The organism is Marinobacter fonticola (genome assembly GCF_008122265.1).
In the GTDB taxonomy this organism is placed as follows: domain Bacteria; phylum Pseudomonadota; class Gammaproteobacteria; order Pseudomonadales; family Oleiphilaceae; genus Marinobacter_A; species Marinobacter_A fonticola.
This window is the reverse complement of the sequence record NZ_CP043042.1, coordinates 3,529,927-3,548,947: the sequence shown is the minus strand read 5'-3', so window position 1 is coordinate 3,548,947 and position 19,021 is coordinate 3,529,927. Positions and strand designations below refer to the sequence as shown.

At 56.9% G+C, this 19,021-nt stretch carries 19 protein-coding genes; 13 read left to right on the top strand and 6 right to left on the bottom strand.

Annotated features, from left to right (window positions below):
- Positions 1 to 61 precede the first annotated feature (61 nt).
- Positions 62 to 1,537, top strand: a complete 1,476-nt coding sequence (locus FXO11_RS15830; protein WP_264766233.1) for a BCCT family transporter — start codon at positions 62 to 64, stop codon at positions 1,535 to 1,537.
- A gap of 56 nt (positions 1,538 to 1,593) precedes the next feature.
- Here the strand turns inward: FXO11_RS15830 and FXO11_RS15825 are convergent, their stop codons facing one another.
- On the bottom strand, positions 1,594 to 2,043 hold the full coding sequence (locus FXO11_RS15825) for an MBL fold metallo-hydrolase (RefSeq protein ID WP_148863901.1): 450 nt from the start codon (positions 2,041 to 2,043) through the stop codon (positions 1,594 to 1,596).
- Between FXO11_RS15825 and FXO11_RS15820 the strand changes: the two genes are divergently transcribed.
- The 9 genes from FXO11_RS15820 to FXO11_RS15780 all read left to right on the top strand — a co-directional run bounded on the left by FXO11_RS15820 (position 2,042) and on the right by FXO11_RS15780 (position 9,207).
- On the top strand, positions 2,042 to 2,425 hold the full coding sequence (locus FXO11_RS15820; RefSeq protein WP_148863900.1) for a helix-turn-helix transcriptional regulator: 384 nt from the start codon (positions 2,042 to 2,044) through the stop codon (positions 2,423 to 2,425). The two genes, FXO11_RS15825 and FXO11_RS15820, sit on opposite strands and share 2 nt — an antisense overlap.
- Positions 2,426 to 2,619: 194 nt before the next feature.
- Positions 2,620 to 3,123, top strand: a complete 504-nt coding sequence (locus FXO11_RS15815; RefSeq protein ID WP_227545931.1) for a CinA family protein — start codon at positions 2,620 to 2,622, stop codon at positions 3,121 to 3,123.
- An 18-nt stretch (positions 3,124 to 3,141) separates the two neighbouring features.
- Positions 3,142 to 3,975, top strand: coding sequence for an ammonia-dependent NAD(+) synthetase (nadE, locus tag FXO11_RS15810; protein ID WP_148863895.1), 834 nt, complete (start codon positions 3,142 to 3,144; stop codon positions 3,973 to 3,975).
- A 206-nt stretch (positions 3,976 to 4,181) separates the two neighbouring features.
- Entirely contained in the window at positions 4,182 to 4,847 is a 666-nt protein-coding gene (locus FXO11_RS15805) for a transposase (RefSeq protein WP_227545932.1), read from the top strand.
- 133 nt (positions 4,848 to 4,980) lie between these two features.
- The gene (locus FXO11_RS15800) at positions 4,981 to 5,484 is read left to right on the top strand and encodes a CinA family protein (RefSeq protein ID WP_227545931.1); all 504 of its coding nucleotides are present in this window, start codon (positions 4,981 to 4,983) and stop codon (positions 5,482 to 5,484) included.
- A gap of 18 nt (positions 5,485 to 5,502) precedes the next feature.
- Positions 5,503 to 6,336: an ammonia-dependent NAD(+) synthetase gene (gene nadE / locus FXO11_RS15795; protein ID WP_148863895.1), complete on the top strand. Its 834-nt coding sequence runs from the start codon at positions 5,503 to 5,505 to the stop codon at positions 6,334 to 6,336.
- A gap of 207 nt (positions 6,337 to 6,543) precedes the next feature.
- Positions 6,544 to 8,064, top strand: a complete 1,521-nt coding sequence (gene dgt / locus FXO11_RS15790) for a dGTPase (RefSeq protein ID WP_148863893.1) — start codon at positions 6,544 to 6,546, stop codon at positions 8,062 to 8,064.
- Positions 8,065 to 8,373: 309 nt separating this feature from the next.
- The gene (locus tag FXO11_RS15785; protein ID WP_148863892.1) at positions 8,374 to 8,817 is read left to right on the top strand and encodes a YtoQ family protein; all 444 of its coding nucleotides are present in this window, start codon (positions 8,374 to 8,376) and stop codon (positions 8,815 to 8,817) included.
- A gap of 195 nt (positions 8,818 to 9,012) precedes the next feature.
- A complete protein-coding gene (locus FXO11_RS15780; RefSeq protein ID WP_148863890.1) occupies positions 9,013 to 9,207 on the top strand; it encodes a hypothetical protein in 195 nt (64 codons plus the stop codon).
- Between the two features lie 148 nt (positions 9,208 to 9,355).
- Here FXO11_RS15780 and FXO11_RS15775 read toward each other — a convergent pair whose 3' ends face one another.
- A complete protein-coding gene (locus tag FXO11_RS15775; protein WP_202980237.1) occupies positions 9,356 to 11,041 on the bottom strand; it encodes an NAD-dependent malic enzyme in 1,686 nt (561 codons plus the stop codon).
- Between the two features lie 235 nt (positions 11,042 to 11,276).
- Between FXO11_RS15775 and FXO11_RS15770 the strand changes: the two genes are divergently transcribed.
- Positions 11,277 to 11,795, top strand: a complete 519-nt coding sequence (locus FXO11_RS15770; RefSeq protein ID WP_202980236.1) for a DUF421 domain-containing protein — start codon at positions 11,277 to 11,279, stop codon at positions 11,793 to 11,795.
- A gap of 274 nt (positions 11,796 to 12,069) precedes the next feature.
- On the opposite strand, the gene FXO11_RS15765 is transcribed toward FXO11_RS15770, so the two are convergent.
- From FXO11_RS15765 to FXO11_RS15755, 3 genes are read right to left on the bottom strand one after another with little or no spacing between them, the layout of a single operon-like run.
- Positions 12,070 to 12,642, bottom strand: a complete 573-nt coding sequence (locus tag FXO11_RS15765; protein ID WP_148863885.1) for a DUF6160 family protein — start codon at positions 12,640 to 12,642, stop codon at positions 12,070 to 12,072.
- Positions 12,643 to 12,652: 10 nt separating this feature from the next.
- Positions 12,653 to 13,681, bottom strand: coding sequence for a hypothetical protein (locus tag FXO11_RS15760; protein ID WP_148863883.1), 1,029 nt, complete (start codon positions 13,679 to 13,681; stop codon positions 12,653 to 12,655).
- A gap of 49 nt (positions 13,682 to 13,730) precedes the next feature.
- Positions 13,731 to 14,897 (bottom strand): hypothetical protein, encoded by a 1,167-nt coding sequence (locus FXO11_RS15755; protein ID WP_148863881.1) that lies wholly within the window; start codon positions 14,895 to 14,897, stop codon positions 13,731 to 13,733.
- Positions 14,898 to 15,193: 296 nt separating this feature from the next.
- Here FXO11_RS15755 and FXO11_RS15750 point away from each other — a divergent pair, with 296 nt between their 5' ends.
- Complete coding sequence (locus FXO11_RS15750; RefSeq protein ID WP_148863879.1) at positions 15,194 to 15,673, top strand: FKBP-type peptidyl-prolyl cis-trans isomerase; 480 nt, start codon at positions 15,194 to 15,196, stop codon at positions 15,671 to 15,673.
- 74 nt (positions 15,674 to 15,747) lie between these two features.
- A complete protein-coding gene (locus FXO11_RS15745) occupies positions 15,748 to 16,203 on the top strand; it encodes a metallophosphoesterase family protein (protein WP_148863877.1) in 456 nt (151 codons plus the stop codon).
- 153 nt (positions 16,204 to 16,356) lie between these two features.
- Here the strand turns inward: FXO11_RS15745 and FXO11_RS15740 are convergent, their stop codons facing one another.
- The gene (locus tag FXO11_RS15740) at positions 16,357 to 18,870 is read right to left on the bottom strand and encodes a CoA transferase (protein ID WP_148863876.1); all 2,514 of its coding nucleotides are present in this window, start codon (positions 18,868 to 18,870) and stop codon (positions 16,357 to 16,359) included.
- Positions 18,871 to 19,021 lie beyond the last annotated feature (151 nt).

Genomic DNA, 19,021 nt, shown 5'->3' with positions numbered 1-19,021 from the left:
ACAAAGAGCGCGGCCGGCGCGGCTTTTAAGGGATAGCGATCCCATCGTGTTATGGCTGACGATGGGGTTTATTCTTCTGTTCGTAGGTGCCTCCATCGTAGACAGTGAGGGCGTCGCTGCTTTGATTGGCAGTGGGTTTGCCTGGACAGCGAAGTACCTCGGCTCCTTCTTTCAAATACTCTTGTTGCTGACTTTCTTTATTGCTATCGGCACGGCGGTCAGCCGTGGGGGCCGTGCGCGGTTGGGTGGCCTCGACCGGCCTGAGATTGGGCGTTTTCGTTGGTTATCGATGATCATGTGCACGCTGCTCGCCGGCGGTGGGGTATTCTTCGCTGCGGGTGAGCCGGTCTATCATTTCGTGGTGACGCCGCCAGCATTCGATTCTGAAGCGGGAACCGGCGAGGCCGTCGCGCCGGCCATGGCGCAGTCATTTACTCACTGGGGTTTCCTGGCCTGGGCCGTATTGGGGTCGCTGACAGCACTGGTCCTGTCACGGGCGCATTATCATCAGGGTAAGCCGCTACAGCCGCGCACGCTGCTCTATCCAGTGTTCGGCGAGAAGGCGATCCAGGGCCGGTTCGGCGGTCTGGTGGACGCTTTTTGCGTTATTGCCGTGGTGGCGGGAACGGTCGGTCCCATAGGCTTTCTTGCGACACAGATGAGCTTCGGGTTGCACGAACTGTTCGGTATCGCCGACGGGTATGCGACCCAGTTGACGGTGCTGATAGTGCTTGCCGGTATCTACATGACGTCCGCTATGACTGGGCTCCACAAGGGCATTCAGTTGCTGAGCCGATTCAATGTCATCCTCGCACTGGTCATCGCTGCAGTGATTATTCTGTTCGGGCCCACCCTGTTTTTGATCAATACCTACACTCAGTCGATGGGAGAGTACATCAGCTCGTTCTTTGCCATGGCGACGATGACCGCGGAAACCGCACCTGCCTGGTGGATGAAATGGTGGACGGTATTCTTCTTTGCCTGGTTTATCGGGTATACGCCGTTGATGGCGGTCTTTGTCTCGCGGATCTCCCGTGGGCGAACGGTACGAGAGATGATCCTGGCCGTTGCCGTGCTTGCGCCTGTCGCGACTACCGTGTGGTTTACCCTATTGGGGGGTTCCGGAATCTACTATCAGTTGAACGGGGCGTTCGACCTGACCGACGCCTTGAACAACTTCCAGTTCGATGTCGCGACCCTGACGGTGGCGCAAGCCCTCCCCGGCGGAACCTGGATGGCCGCTGCGATACTTCTGCTGACCACCATCTTCGTCGCCACGACCGGCGACTCCATGAGCTACTCAATCGCCATGGTGGGGGCAGGGCATGACGAACCGAACCCATGGATCAGGGTGTTTTGGGGGGGCGCGATGGCATTGATGGCGGCCATTCTGCTTTATATGGGGGCGGGGCAGATTGGCGTGTTGCAGCAGTTCATCGTGCTGACGGCTATTCCCGTGTCGTTGATCATCCTGCCTTCGCTCTGGACGGGACCGAAGGCGGCAATGGCGCTTGCCCGGGAGCAGGGCGTCGTATAGATGGGGGCATCTATTAGCCAGCCGTGAGCAGATTCAGGCCGGTGCGGTTGGCCGGGCTACCGGTCGAGGTCACCGCACCTGTCCCTGATCACGATGCCAGCGTTGCCGCCAGCGATGTAGAGGCTGGGCTCGTCGGGCAGCGCAATAAAGAAGCCGTGCCCGTGGGCCATCATTCTGCCGACGAGCCCTCGTCCGTGGATGCAGGGTATCGGCGTGATGCGGCCATTCAGAAAGGCCTGCTCTTCACCTTCCTTCAAGGCATTGATCTTCAGGCTTTTGCGTTGTAGATAGGCCGCGTCGGCCTGCATGCAAAAAATGGGAATGTCCTGGGAACGCAGCCATTTCACAGCGGCCCTATCCAGATGGTCAAAATGGCCTTTCTGACAGTGGGTGATCAGGCAATGGGTGATGCCCTGTAAATACTGATTCGTATCGGACGGCAGCGGGTTGGCGATTATCCGGGAGCTGTGTGGCGACGCCGTCGTCGAGGATATTCGGCGGCACATGGTTTTACCCCGGCCAACCGAGTGGCATACGCCTTTTCAGGCGCTGCGCGACCTGATCAACCAGAGCAACTGGATGCGGACCGTCTTTTATCACGTCGAGAACACGCCCGCCTCCCGGCTAAATGCCTCCGATCTGGCCGCTGCCCTGAGTATGTCTGTGCGATCCCTCAATCGCCGTGTTCAACGGGACTCCCCCTACAGCTGTGGTCAACTGATGCGCAGGATTAAACTCAATCACGTCAGCGATGAGCTGATCAGCACAACCAAGCCTGTCAGCGTAGTTAGCCATGAGCTGGGTTTTTCCGATGATACGAGCATGCGCCGGAGCTTCCGGCAGGTCGCGGGAATGACCCCGAAGGCATATCGGGAGGCTTTCGGGTAACGGCAGGTGGGTGTGCTTCGACCAGCCATGTTCTGCTGTCAGGACCAAAGACCCCTGGCCCCAGGCGACGTCGATAATTCAATCGATCTGACCCCGGACCGCCGGGCCGTAAGTTGCTTTATGCTGACGACCAAATCAATAGTGGGCGTTATCATGACGTTCGGTGTCGATAACAAGGAGGACGTGCCTTGGCGATGTTAGAGAACATTGCGAATTATCTGATAGAGAACGAGCTCAAATTGGCCACTGCGGAATCCTGCACTGCAGGTTTGGCTATTTCTGAACTATCCCGCATTCCCGGCGTAGGGAAGTCAATAGATTGCGGTCTCGGGGTCTATTCGCCCGAAGCCAAGAACCGTTATCTCAATGTCAGCTTCGAGACCATCGATAAGCATGGGTTGACTAGCGAAGCCGTCGCCCTGGAAATGTCGATTGGTGCGCTGAATAACAACAACGCCGATGTCGCTATCGCCAACACTGGCATTGCCGGCCCCGGGGGTGGCGACGATGACATACCGATCGGAACCGTCTGTTTCGCGTGGGCGTTCCGCCTCGGTGATCGCACATATCAGTATGCGGAAACCCGGCGGTTCGACGGCGACCGTAATGAAGTGAGGTTGGCGGCTGCCCATTATGTGCTGGAGCAAATACCGGTTTACCGCGAGAAAGCCAGTGGGGAGCACGAGAGAAAGCGCTGATAGCAAGGAGGATCATCGATGGAAAGTCGTTCCAATACCGACATTCAGAAGCACATTATTAGCCAGTTAAATGTGAGCCCGAACATTGATCCGAATGAGGAGATCGGGCGACGCATCAAATTCCTCTGCGAGTATATGAACAACTCGGGTCAGCATACGCTGGTACTGGGTATAAGCGGCGGAGTCGATTCCACCGTTGCAGGCAAACTTGCCCAGCTCGCAGTCGAAGAGGCCCGGGAACAAGGTATGGGTGCTCGCTTTGTGGCAATGCGGCTGCCTTATGGCGAGCAGAAAGATGAGGCGGATGCACAACGGGCGCTCGACTACATCGCACCGGATGAGACGCTTACGGTTGATATCAGGCCCGCCAGCGATGCCATGCTCGTCACTCTTGAGGAAAGCGGTCTTGGGTTCAGTGATGAAGCCCACCGGGACTTTGTGTTGGGCAACATCAAGGCCAGGCAGCGTATGGTGGCCCAGTTCGCTGTCGCCGGGGCTCGTGGCGGGCTGGTTATTGGCACCGATCAAGGCGCAGAAGCGGTCATGGGCTTTTTTACCAAGTTCGGCGACGGCGCCTGCGACCTGATCCCCCTTGAGGGACTCAACAAGCGCCAGGTTCGAGCCATTGGCAAAGCCCTCGATGCGCCCTCCGAACTGATTGAGAAGCAGCCTACGGCCGACCTTGAATCTCTGTCGCCCCAAAAAACCGATGAGTCTGCCTTGGGTATTAGCTACGACGAAATTGATGATTTCCTGGAAGGCCGAGAGGTCAGTGGGAAAGCGTATACGACCATTTTCGACGCGTACTTTAAGACCGAGCATAAACGCTCGCTGCCAGTGGCGCCTCGGTGAAATCGGCCCTGGGTGGGTTGCAGTATCGGTAGGATGGGCGCCTGGGTCCAGAACGAGGGGGCCAAAACCGCCAAACGAGGGGTCAGATCGATTTAAGTTTGATCAACTCGGCGTAGCCTCCCGAATCAGCTGGAATCCACACGACACGAGCCAACGGACTGGCTCAGCCACACAAATGGAATTGACTCATACCACGCAAAACACGGATGTATCTGCCGAGCATCCCCGTTCACGTTGTCCAGCGCGGACACAACCGGGATGCCTGCTTCTTCGCAGAAGAGGGCTTTCGCTATTATCGCCAGGTGTTAGGTGAGGGCTTGAAGCGCTACGGCGCCAAGCTCCATACGTATTGCCTGATGACCAACCACGTTCACCTCCTGATCACGCCGGATGAGACCGATAGCATCTCGCGGTTGATGCAGCATGTGGGTCGTCAATACATTCAGTACATCAACAAGACCTGTCGTCGGTCGGGAACGCTCTGGGAAGGCCGACGTAGGGGAGGTCTTGTCGGCGCCGAGAACTATCTGCTGAGCTGCTATCGCTATATCGAACCCAAACCGGTTTCGGCTTGTATGGTGGAGCGGCCAGAGGACTATCCATGGAGCAGTTATCGCTTCAAGGCGTTGTCTGAGCCGGACAACCTGATATCCCCACACCCGCTATTTGAGACGTTGGCAAAGGATAAGCCCGAGCGCAGGTTTGTTTATCGAGACCTCTTTCGGTACCACTTGCCTAAGAAGACGCGAAGCGATATCGCTGCGAGTGTTTCGGCGAGTTGGATACTGAACAGTGGCCGATTTAAGGGACAGGTTGAAGTGTACTTGGGCGTAAGGGGGCAGGTCGGTTGGGGGCGCCCAGTGAGGTCATGACGTCGGCTGAACAAAATTAAATCGATCTGACCCCGGACCGCCGGGCCGTAAGTTGCTTTATGCTGACGACCAAATCAATAGTGGGCGTTATCATGACGTTCGGTGTCGATAACAAGGAGGACGTGCCTTGGCGATGTTAGAGAACATTGCGAATTATCTGATAGAGAACGAGCTCAAATTGGCCACTGCGGAATCCTGCACTGCAGGTTTGGCTATTTCTGAACTATCCCGCATTCCCGGCGTAGGGAAGTCAATAGATTGCGGTCTCGGGGTCTATTCGCCCGAAGCCAAGAACCGTTATCTCAATGTCAGCTTCGAGACCATCGATAAGCATGGGTTGACTAGCGAAGCCGTCGCCCTGGAAATGTCGATTGGTGCGCTGAATAACAACAACGCCGATGTCGCTATCGCCAACACTGGCATTGCCGGCCCCGGGGGTGGCGACGATGACATACCGATCGGAACCGTCTGTTTCGCGTGGGCGTTCCGCCTCGGTGATCGCACATATCAGTATGCGGAAACCCGGCGGTTCGACGGCGACCGTAATGAAGTGAGGTTGGCGGCTGCCCATTATGTGCTGGAGCAAATACCGGTTTACCGCGAGAAAGCCAGTGGGGAGCACGAGAGAAAGCGCTGATAGCAAGGAGGATCATCGATGGAAAGTCGTTCCAATACCGACATTCAGAAGCACATTATTAGCCAGTTAAATGTGAGCCCGAACATTGATCCGAATGAGGAGATCGGGCGACGCATCAAATTCCTCTGCGAGTATATGAACAACTCGGGTCAGCATACGCTGGTACTGGGTATAAGCGGCGGAGTCGATTCCACCGTTGCAGGCAAACTTGCCCAGCTCGCAGTCGAAGAGGCCCGGGAACAAGGTATGGGTGCTCGCTTTGTGGCAATGCGGCTGCCTTATGGCGAGCAGAAAGATGAGGCGGATGCACAACGGGCGCTCGACTACATCGCACCGGATGAGACGCTTACGGTTGATATCAGGCCCGCCAGCGATGCCATGCTCGTCACTCTTGAGGAAAGCGGTCTTGGGTTCAGTGATGAAGCCCACCGGGACTTTGTGTTGGGCAACATCAAGGCCAGGCAGCGTATGGTGGCCCAGTTCGCTGTCGCCGGGGCTCGTGGCGGGCTGGTTATTGGCACCGATCAAGGCGCAGAAGCGGTCATGGGCTTTTTTACCAAGTTCGGCGACGGCGCCTGCGACCTGATCCCCCTTGAGGGACTCAACAAGCGCCAGGTTCGAGCCATTGGCAAAGCCCTCGATGCGCCCTCCGAACTGATTGAGAAGCAGCCTACGGCCGACCTTGAATCTCTGTCGCCCCAAAAAACCGATGAGTCTGCCTTGGGTATTAGCTACGACGAAATTGATGATTTCCTGGAAGGCCGAGAGGTCAGTGGGAAAGCGTATACGACCATTTTCGACGCGTACTTTAAGACCGAGCATAAACGCTCGCTGCCAGTGGCGCCTCGGTGAAATCGGTCCTGAGTGGGTTGCCGTATCGGTAGGGTGGACGCCTGAAACATCGCCCATAAGTTATTCCCTTGAAACGTGACGAAAATTAGCATAGAGCTAAGCTGTTTTTGAATCGAAATTAGAGGGCGCAATGATGGGCGCGGGTTGTTCTTTGTGCTTCGCTCCGCTTCATCAACCCGGCGTCTCACCTGTCCCTGCGGAGGCAACATGGGTAGTAACCCAAAGATTGATTTCTCGACTCGGTTTTCCATCCAGCGCCCATACAACCGACGAGCTGATGGTGACGACATCGACCAATTCCGGGTTGAGACGTGTGGGCTTCAGAAACTGGAAGATCAGTTGGAGAGTGACCGCGGGAGAATAATCGGCTCGGCGGCGGTCCGTAGGCTGCAGCAGAAAACTCAGGTGTTTCCCTTGGAGCGGAATGCGGCGGTGCGTAGTCGTTTGACTCATTCGCTCGAAGTTCAGCAAACCGGTCGATTTATTGTGCGCACCATTTTCCGCAAGCTTGGTGATCGGGCCGGTGATTACGGCCTTACTGGCTTGGAACGCGCTACTGAAACCCTGGTGGAAATGGCGTGCCTGATGCACGATATCGGCAACCCGCCCTTTGGCCACTTTGGCGAGGCAGCGTTGTCCCGCTGGTTTGAAGAAAACCTTCGGGAACTGACGCCATTCCGGGAAGTCGACGCAGGTTCGCTGACGGATAGGCTGATGCTGGAATTGCAGAGCTTCGAAGGCAACGCTCAAGCTATTCGTCTCATTAGCCAGCTTCAGAAACTCAATCTGACGTATGTGCAGGCAGCCTCGGTGTTTAAATACACGCGTCCGGCGACTGAGGCCAAGCCGAAAGCGGGAACGGCACTGGCGTACCTCCGCAAGAAGCCCGGGTACTATTATTCCGAAAATGCGTTTGTCGAGGGCATGCAGCAGGCTTTAGGAATGGAGCCGGGTCATCGTCATCCTCTGGCGTATGTGATGGAGGCGGCAGACGATATTTCCTATTGTCTGGCAGATCTGGAGGATAGTGTCGACAAGGGGCTGATGACATACCCTGTGTTGGCCGAATTGTTGATAAAAGCATTTGATGAGCCTCAACCTGGCGGTTCGGACGAGTCCCATATCAAGGGTCGTTCTTTCCGAAGCATTATTGAGTACGCATCAAGTCGGGCTGGAAAGGAGCCTATCAACCGCGACCATGAGTTTTTCGTCTGGCTTCGTGTCGGACTAATCCATCCACTGGTTGAGCACGCCGCCCAGGCGTTTATCGACAACATTGAGGAGGTTTACCACGGCCGTTTGGATCGTGCGTTGTTGGAAGACAATTCTCCTTGCCATGCTGTTATCGAAGCTTTCAAGCGCGTAGCCATGGCGCACGTGTTTTCCGTCCCGGAAGTAGAAACGTTAGAATTGCAGGGTTATCGGATCATCTCGAGTTTGCTGGAGCACTACAAACCCCTACTAGCTCTATCGAGTATTGAATTTAGCCGGCTGGTGGACAACCAAACCAAAGGCCTTCTGATAGAGAGCCGCCTGTTTAAACGGCTGCCGAACAAACACGTCAAAGCCTATTTGACGTTGCGAGATCAAAGGCCCCCAGAACGGATAGAAGAGGAAGTTTGGGAGCGCTACTGCCGTTGCCGTCTTATTCAAGACATGGTGAGCGGAATGACTGATCAATTTGCGTTGGATGAATTTCATACCCTGTCAGTTATGGATCGTATTTAACGGTTACAGGGAACGTAGTCTGAGCAAAAGGTGCCTGATCAAAAGGTATCAGCGTGCCTATTTTGGGCTCGTTTAACTGTCGCCGCCCCCCCTATCAGTGAGCTCGCAGTGATCTTGCAGTGATCTTGCAGTGATCTTGCAGTGATCTTGCAGTGATCTAGAGTACCGCGGTCAAGCGGCCTGACTCACAACCTTCGTCCTGATTCGCTGCAAACCGGTCGATGAATCACCGCGGGTGCTCGCGTATGATAGGCGCCACCAATTTGGATCGTAGACCGATCCGTTCCGTTAACCTATCAGGAGACCTTCATGATCTGGACTGTTTATTTGTCTGGCGAAATCCATACCGACTGGCGTGAGCAGATTCAAGCCGGGGCGGTTGAGGCCGGATTGCCGGTCGAGTTCACCGCGCCCGTTACCGATCACGATGCCAGCGATGCCGCCGGCGACGTACTGGGCAAACCGGACGTACCCTTCTGGCGCGACCACCAGTCGTCGAAAGTGAATGGTATTCGTACCCAGACACTGCTGGAGCAGTGCGATCTTGCGGTCATTCGTTTCGGCGATAAATATAAACAGTGGAATGCGGCTTTCGATGCCGGTTTTTGCGCCGCAACGGGCACCCCTTACATCACGCTTCACAGTGACGAAATTGTCCATCCCTTGAAAGAAGTCGATGCGTCCGCCATGGCTTGGGCCCAGACGCCGGATCAAGTGGTCGAAATATTGAAATACGTGACAACAGCACGTTAAATTTCTGAAGAACGATGGGGTGTTAAAGGTGTCAGGGCGCATGTTTATTAACCAGCGCTGACCCCGCCACCCCGTTTGAAGCCGGTGAAAGGTGACAGCCAATCATTCTGAAGCGTCACTGGCTAATTCCTCAACGAACGCCTCTTGCTCCATACAATTTTTTCCTATTTGGCATATCATGGATGTTCGAAGTTGATGAGTAAGCCAACGGTTAACTGGGAGAACATGATGAGCAAGAAACCCGAAAAAGCGACATTAACGACTGCCATGATCGAGGAGCAGACGGCTGCTTTTTTAAAGGCCGGCGGGACTGTTGAGTATGTGGGCAAAGGGAAAAGCGGGCAATTCGGCTCTCAAGATTCAAAGCAGGCCAACGTTAAAGCCGGCTGAAAAATAGAATAATTGAATGGTGTCAGAGTTGAACGCATTTCTTGATCAACTCTGGCACTTGGTTTTGAGGAGGGTTTTGAGGAGGGTCAGATCGATTTAATTTTGATCAATCCGACTCAGAGCCCCCGCACCACTTTTGACTTTCCCTTCAAATCGCCCGCCGCAGGTAACGCCGGTACCGAGGCCGCCAGAAATTCTTATCAATGGCCCGGCGGATCGTTTCATCGTCGGAACGCAAGGCGACGCCGTCCTCTTGTGCCTGCTTGGCGACATCGAAGGCGATCATCCGACTGATGTCCTGAATATCGGCCAGGCTTGGCAATAGGCGCTCGCCGGTTTGCTGGACGATGGGGGCCTGTTTTGCCAAGGCATTGGCTGCGGCCATTAGCATGGTGTCGGTCACGCGGTTGGCGCCGGCGGCAACAACCCCGAGGCCAATGCCCGGGAAAACGTAAGCGTTATTGCATTGGGCGATGGGGTAGGTGTACCCATTCAGCTCGACCGGCTTGAAGGGGCTGCCGGCGGCGACCAGTGCTTCGCCGTTCGTCCAGGCCAGGATGTCGGCGGGTGTCGCCTCGACTCGGGACGTGGGATTCGACAGCGGCATCACCAAGGGTTTCGTACAGGTCGCGTGCATCGTTTTGATCACGTTTTCAGTGAACAGACCACGCTGGCCGGAGACGCCGATCAGCACCGTCGGCTTTGCCTCTTTCACCACATTGATCAACTCTCGCCCAGCCCAGCCTTTGATCCGCGCTGGATCCGTGGCCAGTCCTTTCTGGAAATCCTGCAGGCCGGTCATGTCCGTGGTCAGCAGTCCGTCACGGTCGACCATGTAGATGCGTTGCCGCGCTTCGCGTTCCGGCAGTCCCTCATCCGTCATTGCCACGACGATCTGTTCGGCAATGCCGCAGCCGGCGGAACCGGCACCCAGGAAGGCAACGGTCTGGTCGCTGACTTTTTCGTCCTTCACTTTGCACGCAGCCAGCAATGTGGCCAGACAAACCGAGGCGGTGCCCTGGATGTCGTCGTTGAAGCAGCAGGCGTCGTCGCGGTATTGCTTCAACAGGCGCATGGCGTTGTTCTGCGCAAAATCCTCGAACTGCACCAGGGCTTTGGGCCAGCGGCGCTTAACAGCCGCCATGAATTCAGCCACGAATTCGTCGTATTCTTCCTGGCCGATGCGCTCGTGGCGCCACCCCATGTACATCGGATCATCGAGCAGCGCCTGATTATGGGTGCCTACATCAAGGACAATGGGTAGCGTGTTCGCCGGACTGATTCCGCCGCACGCGGTGTACAGCGACAGCTTTCCGATGGGGATGCCCATGCCGCCGATGCCCTGATCGCCCAAACCCAGAATGCGCTCGCCATCGGTCACCACGATCACTTTCACGTTGTCCTTGGTGGCGCTGCGCAAGAGGTAATCCATGTGCTCCCGGTCGGGATAGGACACGAACAGGCCGCGATGGTTGCGGTAGATCTTGGAGAACGCCTCACACGCCTCGCCCACGGTCGGGGTGTAGATAATCGGAAGCATTTCTTCCAAATGGTTTTCCAGCAGGTAGAAAAAAAGCGTTTCGTTGTCGTCCTGTAACGCGCGCAGCGTGATGTGCCGGTCGATGTCGGTCTGGCATAGCTCGTATTGCCGGTAAGCGCGCTCCGCCTGTTCCTCGATGGTTTCCACGTTATGGGGCAGCAGGCCGATCAGATTGAATTCCACGCGCTCCCGTTGCGAGAAAGCACTGCCTTTGTTCAGCAACGGCAGTTCCAACAACGAGGGGCCGGCGTAAGGAATGTACAGAGGGCGTTGTTCTCTTTTGCTCACAATCACCTCGTCGATCCAAGCGGGTTGCGAAGGCGCCAGACGCAGGGGATATATCGTTAACAGCCAAATCCCGTTTATAGAGAGAGTAGCTGATGACGGTCTCCTTCGCTGGCCGGTCGCCAGCGTATAGCCTTTGAGGCAAACCGGGACCGCGTCATTTTCAGGTGCAATTAATCGGGGCGGGGTTAGAACAATTTAATTTAACTGGGCCAGGCCGACATGCCAGACTGATTTAATGGACTTGAGCTACTTTTGGACCGGATGGCAGCCGGTGTTGCACACCCTGCTCATCGTCGTCGTTGGCTACCTCGTGCTGGTGATTCTGCTCCGCTCGACGGGGCCGCGCACCATGTCGAAAATGACGCCACTGGACTTCGTGATCGCTGTCACCGTGGGATCAACCTTCGGCCGTACGGTGACGGCAGTGGATGTCAGCCTCGCCCAGGCGGTGGCGGCGCTGACTTCGCTCGTAGTTCTGCAGTGGGTGCTCGCCGCCGCACGGGCCCGTTGGTATGTTATGCGCCGGGTACTGGACTCGCCTCCGGTGCTGCTCTACTACGATGGCGAACTACAACACCGCGCATTGCGTCGGCATCGGCTTACTGAAGCCGACGTTTACACCGCCGCCCGCCAGTCAGGCAAGGGGTCCTTGACCGACATCCAGGTCGTAGTGTTGAAACAGGACGGCTCCCTGGGCGTCATCATGGGGGCGTCGATGGGTGACGGGTCCAGCGTCCTGCCGTTTGCCGAGCGCGACTGAGCTGCAGAGCATTAATGAATGGGGTCAGAGCACTGCCAATGAAGTGATGTCTGGCGAATCGAGTATTAAAAGTGTCCATTAAAGGTGTTAGAGCGTATATTTTTTGATCAACCCTGGATCTGCGTCTAGTAGTGGCAAGCGCTGATCCAATGGCTTGTATTTTTAAAATTAAATCGATCTGACGCCAGGCAGGGATTGCGCACAGGCTGGCTAAGCTACGGCGGGTTGACGGGAGCTGAATGCTTTAGGGTGGGAGTAGGGAAGGCCGTGCAAATCAGTCGCCCCACATGCGGATTGTACCGGCCGTATTGAAGTTGCCCTGGACGTTAATTTCATTAAGCAGCTTGGTGCCCGTTTCGGGAACGCCGCTGCCGTTAAGGTAAATATCTTTGAAGCTCAGGCCATCGCCGACGAAATTAATCCGCTCGGGTAGACCCACCACCATGGCGCCGTCTTTCTCGATGTCCACGGTCATTGCGCCGGTTACGTCCATTGCCAGGGAGACCTCGTTGGCGAAGTAATGCGCTTCGCCGCCTCCACCGTGTTCCCGGGTGACATAAGCCAGTTTGAAGCCCTGAGTGCGGCGTCCGTCGCTCTCGTCGGCGGCGGTGTCCGGATCGTCGACGCTGTCCGGACCATGGGCGTTAACCCGCAGGTGAGGGATTTCGATGGAGATGCCACTTTGGCCGGAGACCTTAGCCAGTTCGCTTTCCGCGATGGGGCGCAGCTCCGCAAATACCGACGTGGAGAATGCCAACGTCAGGCTGGCGCAAAGGGCCGGTAGTGAACCGCGCCGGATCGCTCTGTGACGATGCATTCCTTGGTCCATCAGTTTTTGGTCGCCCACAGTATTCTCCTTATTGCCCGTCCAGGTTGAACACAAGGTGGTCCAGTGTAACGCCGTGAATGCGCGACATGCTGGCCTGGCCTTGGGTCATCTGAGTCTCCATGGTCAGATTCGCTTTTGGGAAATTTGCATCGTAGGCCAGACTCGCCGTGTCAGGATGGCCGGAGGCGCCGGGTTGCAACGTTTCCCCAAGACTGGTGGTGAATGGTTGCGGATCGCTGTAGGCAATCCGCCAACCCTGGGCTGAGGTCTCGATCGTGGCGGACGTCATCTGTAGGTTCTCCAGGGAAAAGTTCCTGATAACCAGATCCCGATCGGGGCTGAATACACCATCGCCCTGGCCCGGCTCGAACAGCATCTGCTCGACGGACACTTCCTCCAGGTTGATGTTGAGCAACAGACCCTGCCGCGAGGAAGCCAGCGCGCTGCCGTCCTCAACTTTGCGACTTCTGATCTTGTAGCCCTCGGGAATGGCACCAATATCCAGATGACCGGTCAGCGCTACGTTGTCCAGGCTGACATGACCGAAATCCAGCTGGCTCGACGGCGTTCCACCCGCGGCGATATTGCGGTCGTCTGGAGCCGCCGTATCGGGGTTGCCATAGAGGGCCTGAAAGCTCAGGTCAACATTGTTCCAGGCGGCTTTCTCAGGCAACCCGATACGCAGGTATTCCCGTTCACCTAGATTTTTACCATCGGGGACGACGATACCCAGCACAGTGGAATTGACCGAGGCATCCGCGGTGGCGGTGCCGGTGGTCAGGGGGGAAGCCGTGGTGCCAATATTGGCAGCGGTGAATTGGAATTGTTTCAGCCCCAGGGAAGAGCCGTCTGCCCCTTCCACGTTGATACTGCCAGCTTCCGCATCTCCGGGACCAGGCGTACCGGAGAGCTCGATGTTCTCGAGCACGAAGTTGAAGTTACCCTGAGCCTGGACCTGGCCCATCTGCCCGTCGCTGAGTTTTTCCATGGCTATTGCGGAGCCTGCCGAGGCCCAGCAGCTCAAAGCCACAGTCAAAACGCGTGTCAATCTGCCCATGCACGTTCTCCTTGGGTCTTGCCAGCTCAGCAATCCCTACGTTTTGGCCTCAGAATTCGGGATGATATTGCTGCCGTGGATTGTTGTCGCCGATCCCCAACAGGATCTGGGACAGGGCTGCTGCGGTATTGGTGTGTGCTTCGACATAGCCCGCAGTCCGGTCGTTGGGGTCGTTGAACGGCATCGCCATGTTCCAGCCCGGCAGATCTGCACGACTCTGGGGAATGACGCCATCCAGATGCTGAGACCACAAGGCGCCATTGACCGATCCGTCGCCGTTGACGAAGGCGTTGCCGCCGCCCTGGGTCAGCGATATGTAGAAGTTTTTTACGTTGTGGAAGTCGAGGCTGACGACGTGTTCCAGGTTGAGCTCTTTGCCCCCCGGCGACTGAAGCGCCGCGCCGATGCCGAGCGGCTCGGTAATGGGTTCGAGCAGGCCGGTGACCGGGTTAAGAGGCCCGGCAGCCGCGTCAAGCGGGCCGCTTGTGTTGTTGGGCACGCCACCGCCGGGCGCCGGGGTCTGGGGATAGTTGCCGGTGCCGTCTGGCATTTGTCCGCTGCCGACCGTGACGAAGGTATCCCGGGTGCCGGAGCCATAAAGCTGGGACAGGATGACGCCTCCGACTTCGGGCAGCAGGCTCACGGTCTGAATAAAACCGGAACTGGAATCGATGGTGACTGGCGCATGGCCTTCAGCCTTGCCAAAGCCAATACGGATGCCCCGGATCGTGTCTGGACCGTTGGCATGGTGCTGCTTCTGGATTTCGATGTAGGGATCTTCGAAGTAGAAGGGGTCGTCGGCTGAGTTGCCAAAACCGAAATTGCGCAGGGCATTCTCGGGAATACCTTGGCCGTCTGCGGTCTTGTAGATCGAGTTGTTGCTGCCGTTATAGTCACCCAGGACGAACTCCTCGGCGTAGGCGTGCAGCTCACCGCTACCGTTAATTTGCACGCGATGTACGGTAGCATCGACCTGCTCGGTGGGCGTGCGCGTTTCCTCCCGCACGTAGCCGTTGGCAGTCTCGGTGTATTTGACGCCAGTGAGCTGGCTCAGCTGATAGCTGATGTCCGTGGCCGTGTACTGGATAGCCGATTGGCCGGTGACGTCGCGCATTTCCTTCTCTTCCAGGGGTCTGAGTTCGCCCTGGGCGACGTTAGCCGCTAGCAGCAGCGGGCTGAGCAGTGCAAGGTGACGCAAGAAATCCGGTTTATGCATATTGGCTGTGCCTCCTTTGCCTGAGTGCTGTCCAGTTGCCGGCTACCGCTACACTCACGAGTGGGCCAAACCATAAGTTAAAGTTGTAATATCAGGTTAATCGTTGAACAGGCCCAGACCAGATGATCCCGAACATGCGGGCAATATGTTGCGACATGGTGCACAAATGGCCCATTAAACTCGGTTCACTTCGTGGTAGCGGTAATCACCTGGCGTCGTGCTCCCACATCGGCCCTGGAGTCAACGCGGCAGCTGGCTATAATGGCGGCCCCGAACTAACTGGCGCGGAGAACCTTATGCCAATCGAAAAGAATCAGGTGGTCTTGTTTCACTACAGCGTCAGTGATGAACAAGGCAACGCCATCGAAAGCTCCCGTGACGGCGAGCCGAACGCCTACCTGCATGGCCACGGCGGTATTATCCAAGGCCTGGAAGAGGCCCTGGAAGGTCGCGACGCCGGCGACAGCTTCAGCGCCACCGTCACCCCGGACAAAGCTTACGGCCCGCGCAATCCCGAAGCCATGCAGCGCGTACCCATCAAACATCTACGCGGTGCCAAGCGCTGGAAGGCGGGTATGATCGCCCAGGTGGAAACCGAGCAAGGTCCGCGCCATGTGGTCGTCGTCAAGGTCGGCCATAAGTTTGCCGATGTCGATACCAACCATCCGATGGCCGGTAGAACCCTGACCTTCAATGTCGAAATCATCGAAGTACGTGCCGCCGAACCGGAAGAGATCGCGCACGGCCACGCGCACGGGCCGGGTGGGCATCATTGATCCGTTAGCAGATTAGCTTTCATTTTTCTGAGCGCATTTTCTTTACGAGGAAAGAAACAGGACAAGGCTGAACCATGAAAATCGGCGTCATTGCGGACACCCACAGCAAAATGCGTCCTGAAGCTTTGGAGGCTTTGAAAAGCTCGGACCTGATCCTTCACGCCGGCGATGTGGGGCGGGACGAGGTTCTGGAAGCGCTGGAAGCATTGGCGCCGGTGATTGCGATTCGCGGCAATATCGACAAGTCGGGCCGCGCAGCCGATCTGCCCGATGTACAGGAATTGGAATTCCTCGGCCATGCGTTTTACATGCTCCACGACGTCAAAACCCTCGACCTGGATCCGCGTGGCCATTACCGCGTGGTGGTCGCCGGCCATTCCCACAAACCCCGTAATGAGTGGGTCGACGACGTGCTTTACTTCAATCCCGGTGGTGCTGGGCCGCGGCGTTTTACGCTGCCGATCACCGTGGGGCGGCTGGAGGTGACTGAAGACGGTGTGGTTGGGGACATTATCGAGCTCCCGCTATAGGCTGATGAGGGAGCGATTGATTTAAAGAGGTGCCGGGAGCACAAACCGATCTTTCCGTTTTCACCAAATAAAAGGGCCGGGCTCCCCCCTTTGCCCGGCCAGTCCGAGGCAAAAGGAGAGGCCGGCCCATTTTGGACCGATCAAACCTGTCGATTAGCTGGGCAAGAACTCCTTTCCCCAACCTAGTCCAGCAATACTTCGTTCGATCATGGCGTCAATTTCGGTTGCGCTGTAACCCACGCTGCTCAAAACGTCGCGGGTTGAGTGACCAAACCGCTCGGTCGGTTTGAAGGCCCGGATTGACGACTCGGTCGGACGAATCGAGTAGTGATCCACCTGAGTAATGGTATGGCCGCTGGGATGATTGCGGTACGTTGAGAAGGCGAAACTACCTAGCGCGGTACCTGGTGTGTCATCAGCCTCACGGCTATAGCTATTGAGAAGGTCTTCAATGGCCATTGGAACGGCGGCCGCGACATCGGCCTCGCGCAATTTGGTCGCCCAGTAGTCTGCGGGTGCCTTGTTCAGGGCCTGTCCGAGGAATGCCCCAATGTCGCTGGCTTGTGCAATGCCCTGTAAGCCCTCTACCTGCTCCAGTTTTTCCAGTTCTGTTCGGTTTGAATCAATGAAGATCCAGCCGTTGGCCGTGTTGTAGAAGTGAGACAATTCATTGTTCCCCAGGGCTTCCCGGCCGGAGGGCTCGTTGAACGGTGCTCGTCCGGCGTAATCGAAAGCAAACGGCGCCTGTGCCAGATTAGTCACCGCTGAAAGCGATGTTCTGGCGCGTGATACCTGGCCGGTTTTGTGTTTGCGATAAAGCGCCACGGCCATTCCCAGACCGGCGGCGAAGCCGCAGTTGACGTCCAGTGTTCCTAGGTGAGCATGCTCTTCCGGGGTTTCGGGGCCACCAAACCGGCTCATGATGCCACTGTTTGCCTGAATGATATCGTCGTAGCCGATGTAGTCGGTTTTGGGGCCTCTGCGTGGCCCGCCCAGGCAATCCAGCCTGCAGAACAGGACGCCGGGATTCACGGCCTGCAGACTGTCGTGGTCCAGCCCCAGGGGTTCCATTTGTCGTTCCGGTGCATTGATGACCACAATGTCGACCGAACGCACCAGACGGTTAAATGCCTCCCGCCCTTCAGGGTTATTGATATCGAGCAGGGCGCTTTGTTTGCTGACGCCGGTCTGGAACGTAAAGAGAGTACCGATTAGCGGATCGTAAAGGGGGGATACCGGATCCAGCTTGATCACCTCGGCGCCGAAGCGGCTGAGGAACGCGGTGGAGTGGGGCCCGGCGATGACGTTGGTTAGATCAAGGATGCGAATGCCGTCGAGCCAACCCCTCCCGCTTGCTGGCTGAATGTCAGCCCCGGTGGGGCGTGTCACGTTCTCTTCGACAGCCGTGGTCAGCAGCTCATTGAGCGCTTTATCGTAGCTCACGTTGCGGCGTGGGCTCGGCGTTAGCATGTTTTCGGCGATGTCTTCCAGCCAGGCGATGGGGCCGCCCTGCTTCATCCGGCCGTACTCCGGATCGTTGACTTCTACAATCAGGCCGGACGCATTGGTGTGTTCGTCGTTGACCCATTCCTGCGTGGTGCGATGAGGTGCGCCCGGGATCTGCCCTTCGCCGAAGAGCCGCCCCCATTCTTCGGACGTGCGGGTGAGGAAAACCTTTTTCATTTTGGCGGAAATGATGTCGGCCCATTTCTTCGGCAGTGGGTAGACGCCAATGGAGGTTTCTCCTTCCCACTCGGCAACCGGCATGTGTAAGTCTTTGACGTCCGGCAGTCCCTCCTCCACCAGTTCGTCGTAGATGCCCAGCAGCTTCAGCGCTCGTGTGGCGTGGTTTCGGTGCGACGGGCAGACACAATAGAACATACGGCCATCGGCGCATTCATAGGTGCGGTAGAAAGGATCCAGGTACTCCTGCAACTGATCGTAGGTCAGATCCATTTCGATGCTGTTGGCTTTGCGGTACTCGATTTCTTCTTCCCGCATCGTCTTGTATCGGTCAGGCAGGCCCTCGATAACGTACGAATTATACGATAGGCCCTCCATCAGGGCGGCGGCCACCGGGACTTCGATGCGGTCGCCCCGGCCGGTTTTTTCCCGCTCAAGCAGGCTCAGCACGGCCGAGCTGGCGGCCAGAGAGACGGCGTAGGACGAGCCCAGGGGTAGGGGGGAAAAGCTGGGATTTACGCCCATGAGCACCCGGTTGAACCCCATGTCCGTAAAAGCGCCACAGGTTGCAGCAACGACCGCCTCCGTGGCCTTCCACTCCTTGCGCACATCGTCGTTAGAGGCAAAGCCGGGGATCGACAAGGTGATCAGTTCTGGGCGCTCAGCGCGCAGTTGTCCGAAATCGATGCCCAGTTTTGTCATGACTCCGGGGCGGAAACTCTCGATCACAATATCGGCCTGCTCGACCAGCGCCAAAGCCTGGCCCAGACCGAAGTCCTGTTTCAGGTCCAGGCGAATACAGCTCTTGTTGCGATTCAGCACTGCGTTGGCCGGGTGATCCCACTGCGGGCCCTCGGGTGGGTCCACATGGATTACGGTGGCGCCGAAATCCGCCAGAACCATGGCGACGGCCGGACCTGCAATCTGCTGTCCGAAGTCCACTACTCTGACACCCGCTAACGGAAGTTGGGTTTTGTTGTTCATCGCAGTCTTTCCTTCCTCTCCTGGATTCCAACGCCCGGCTGTCGAAAGCGCTGTCGTTGGTATATGGCTTGATCGAGTCTCAAAACTCGATTGGGCCAATGGTAGGGACAGGAAAGATCGAGGAACCAGCAATAAAAAATGACCCTGAGAC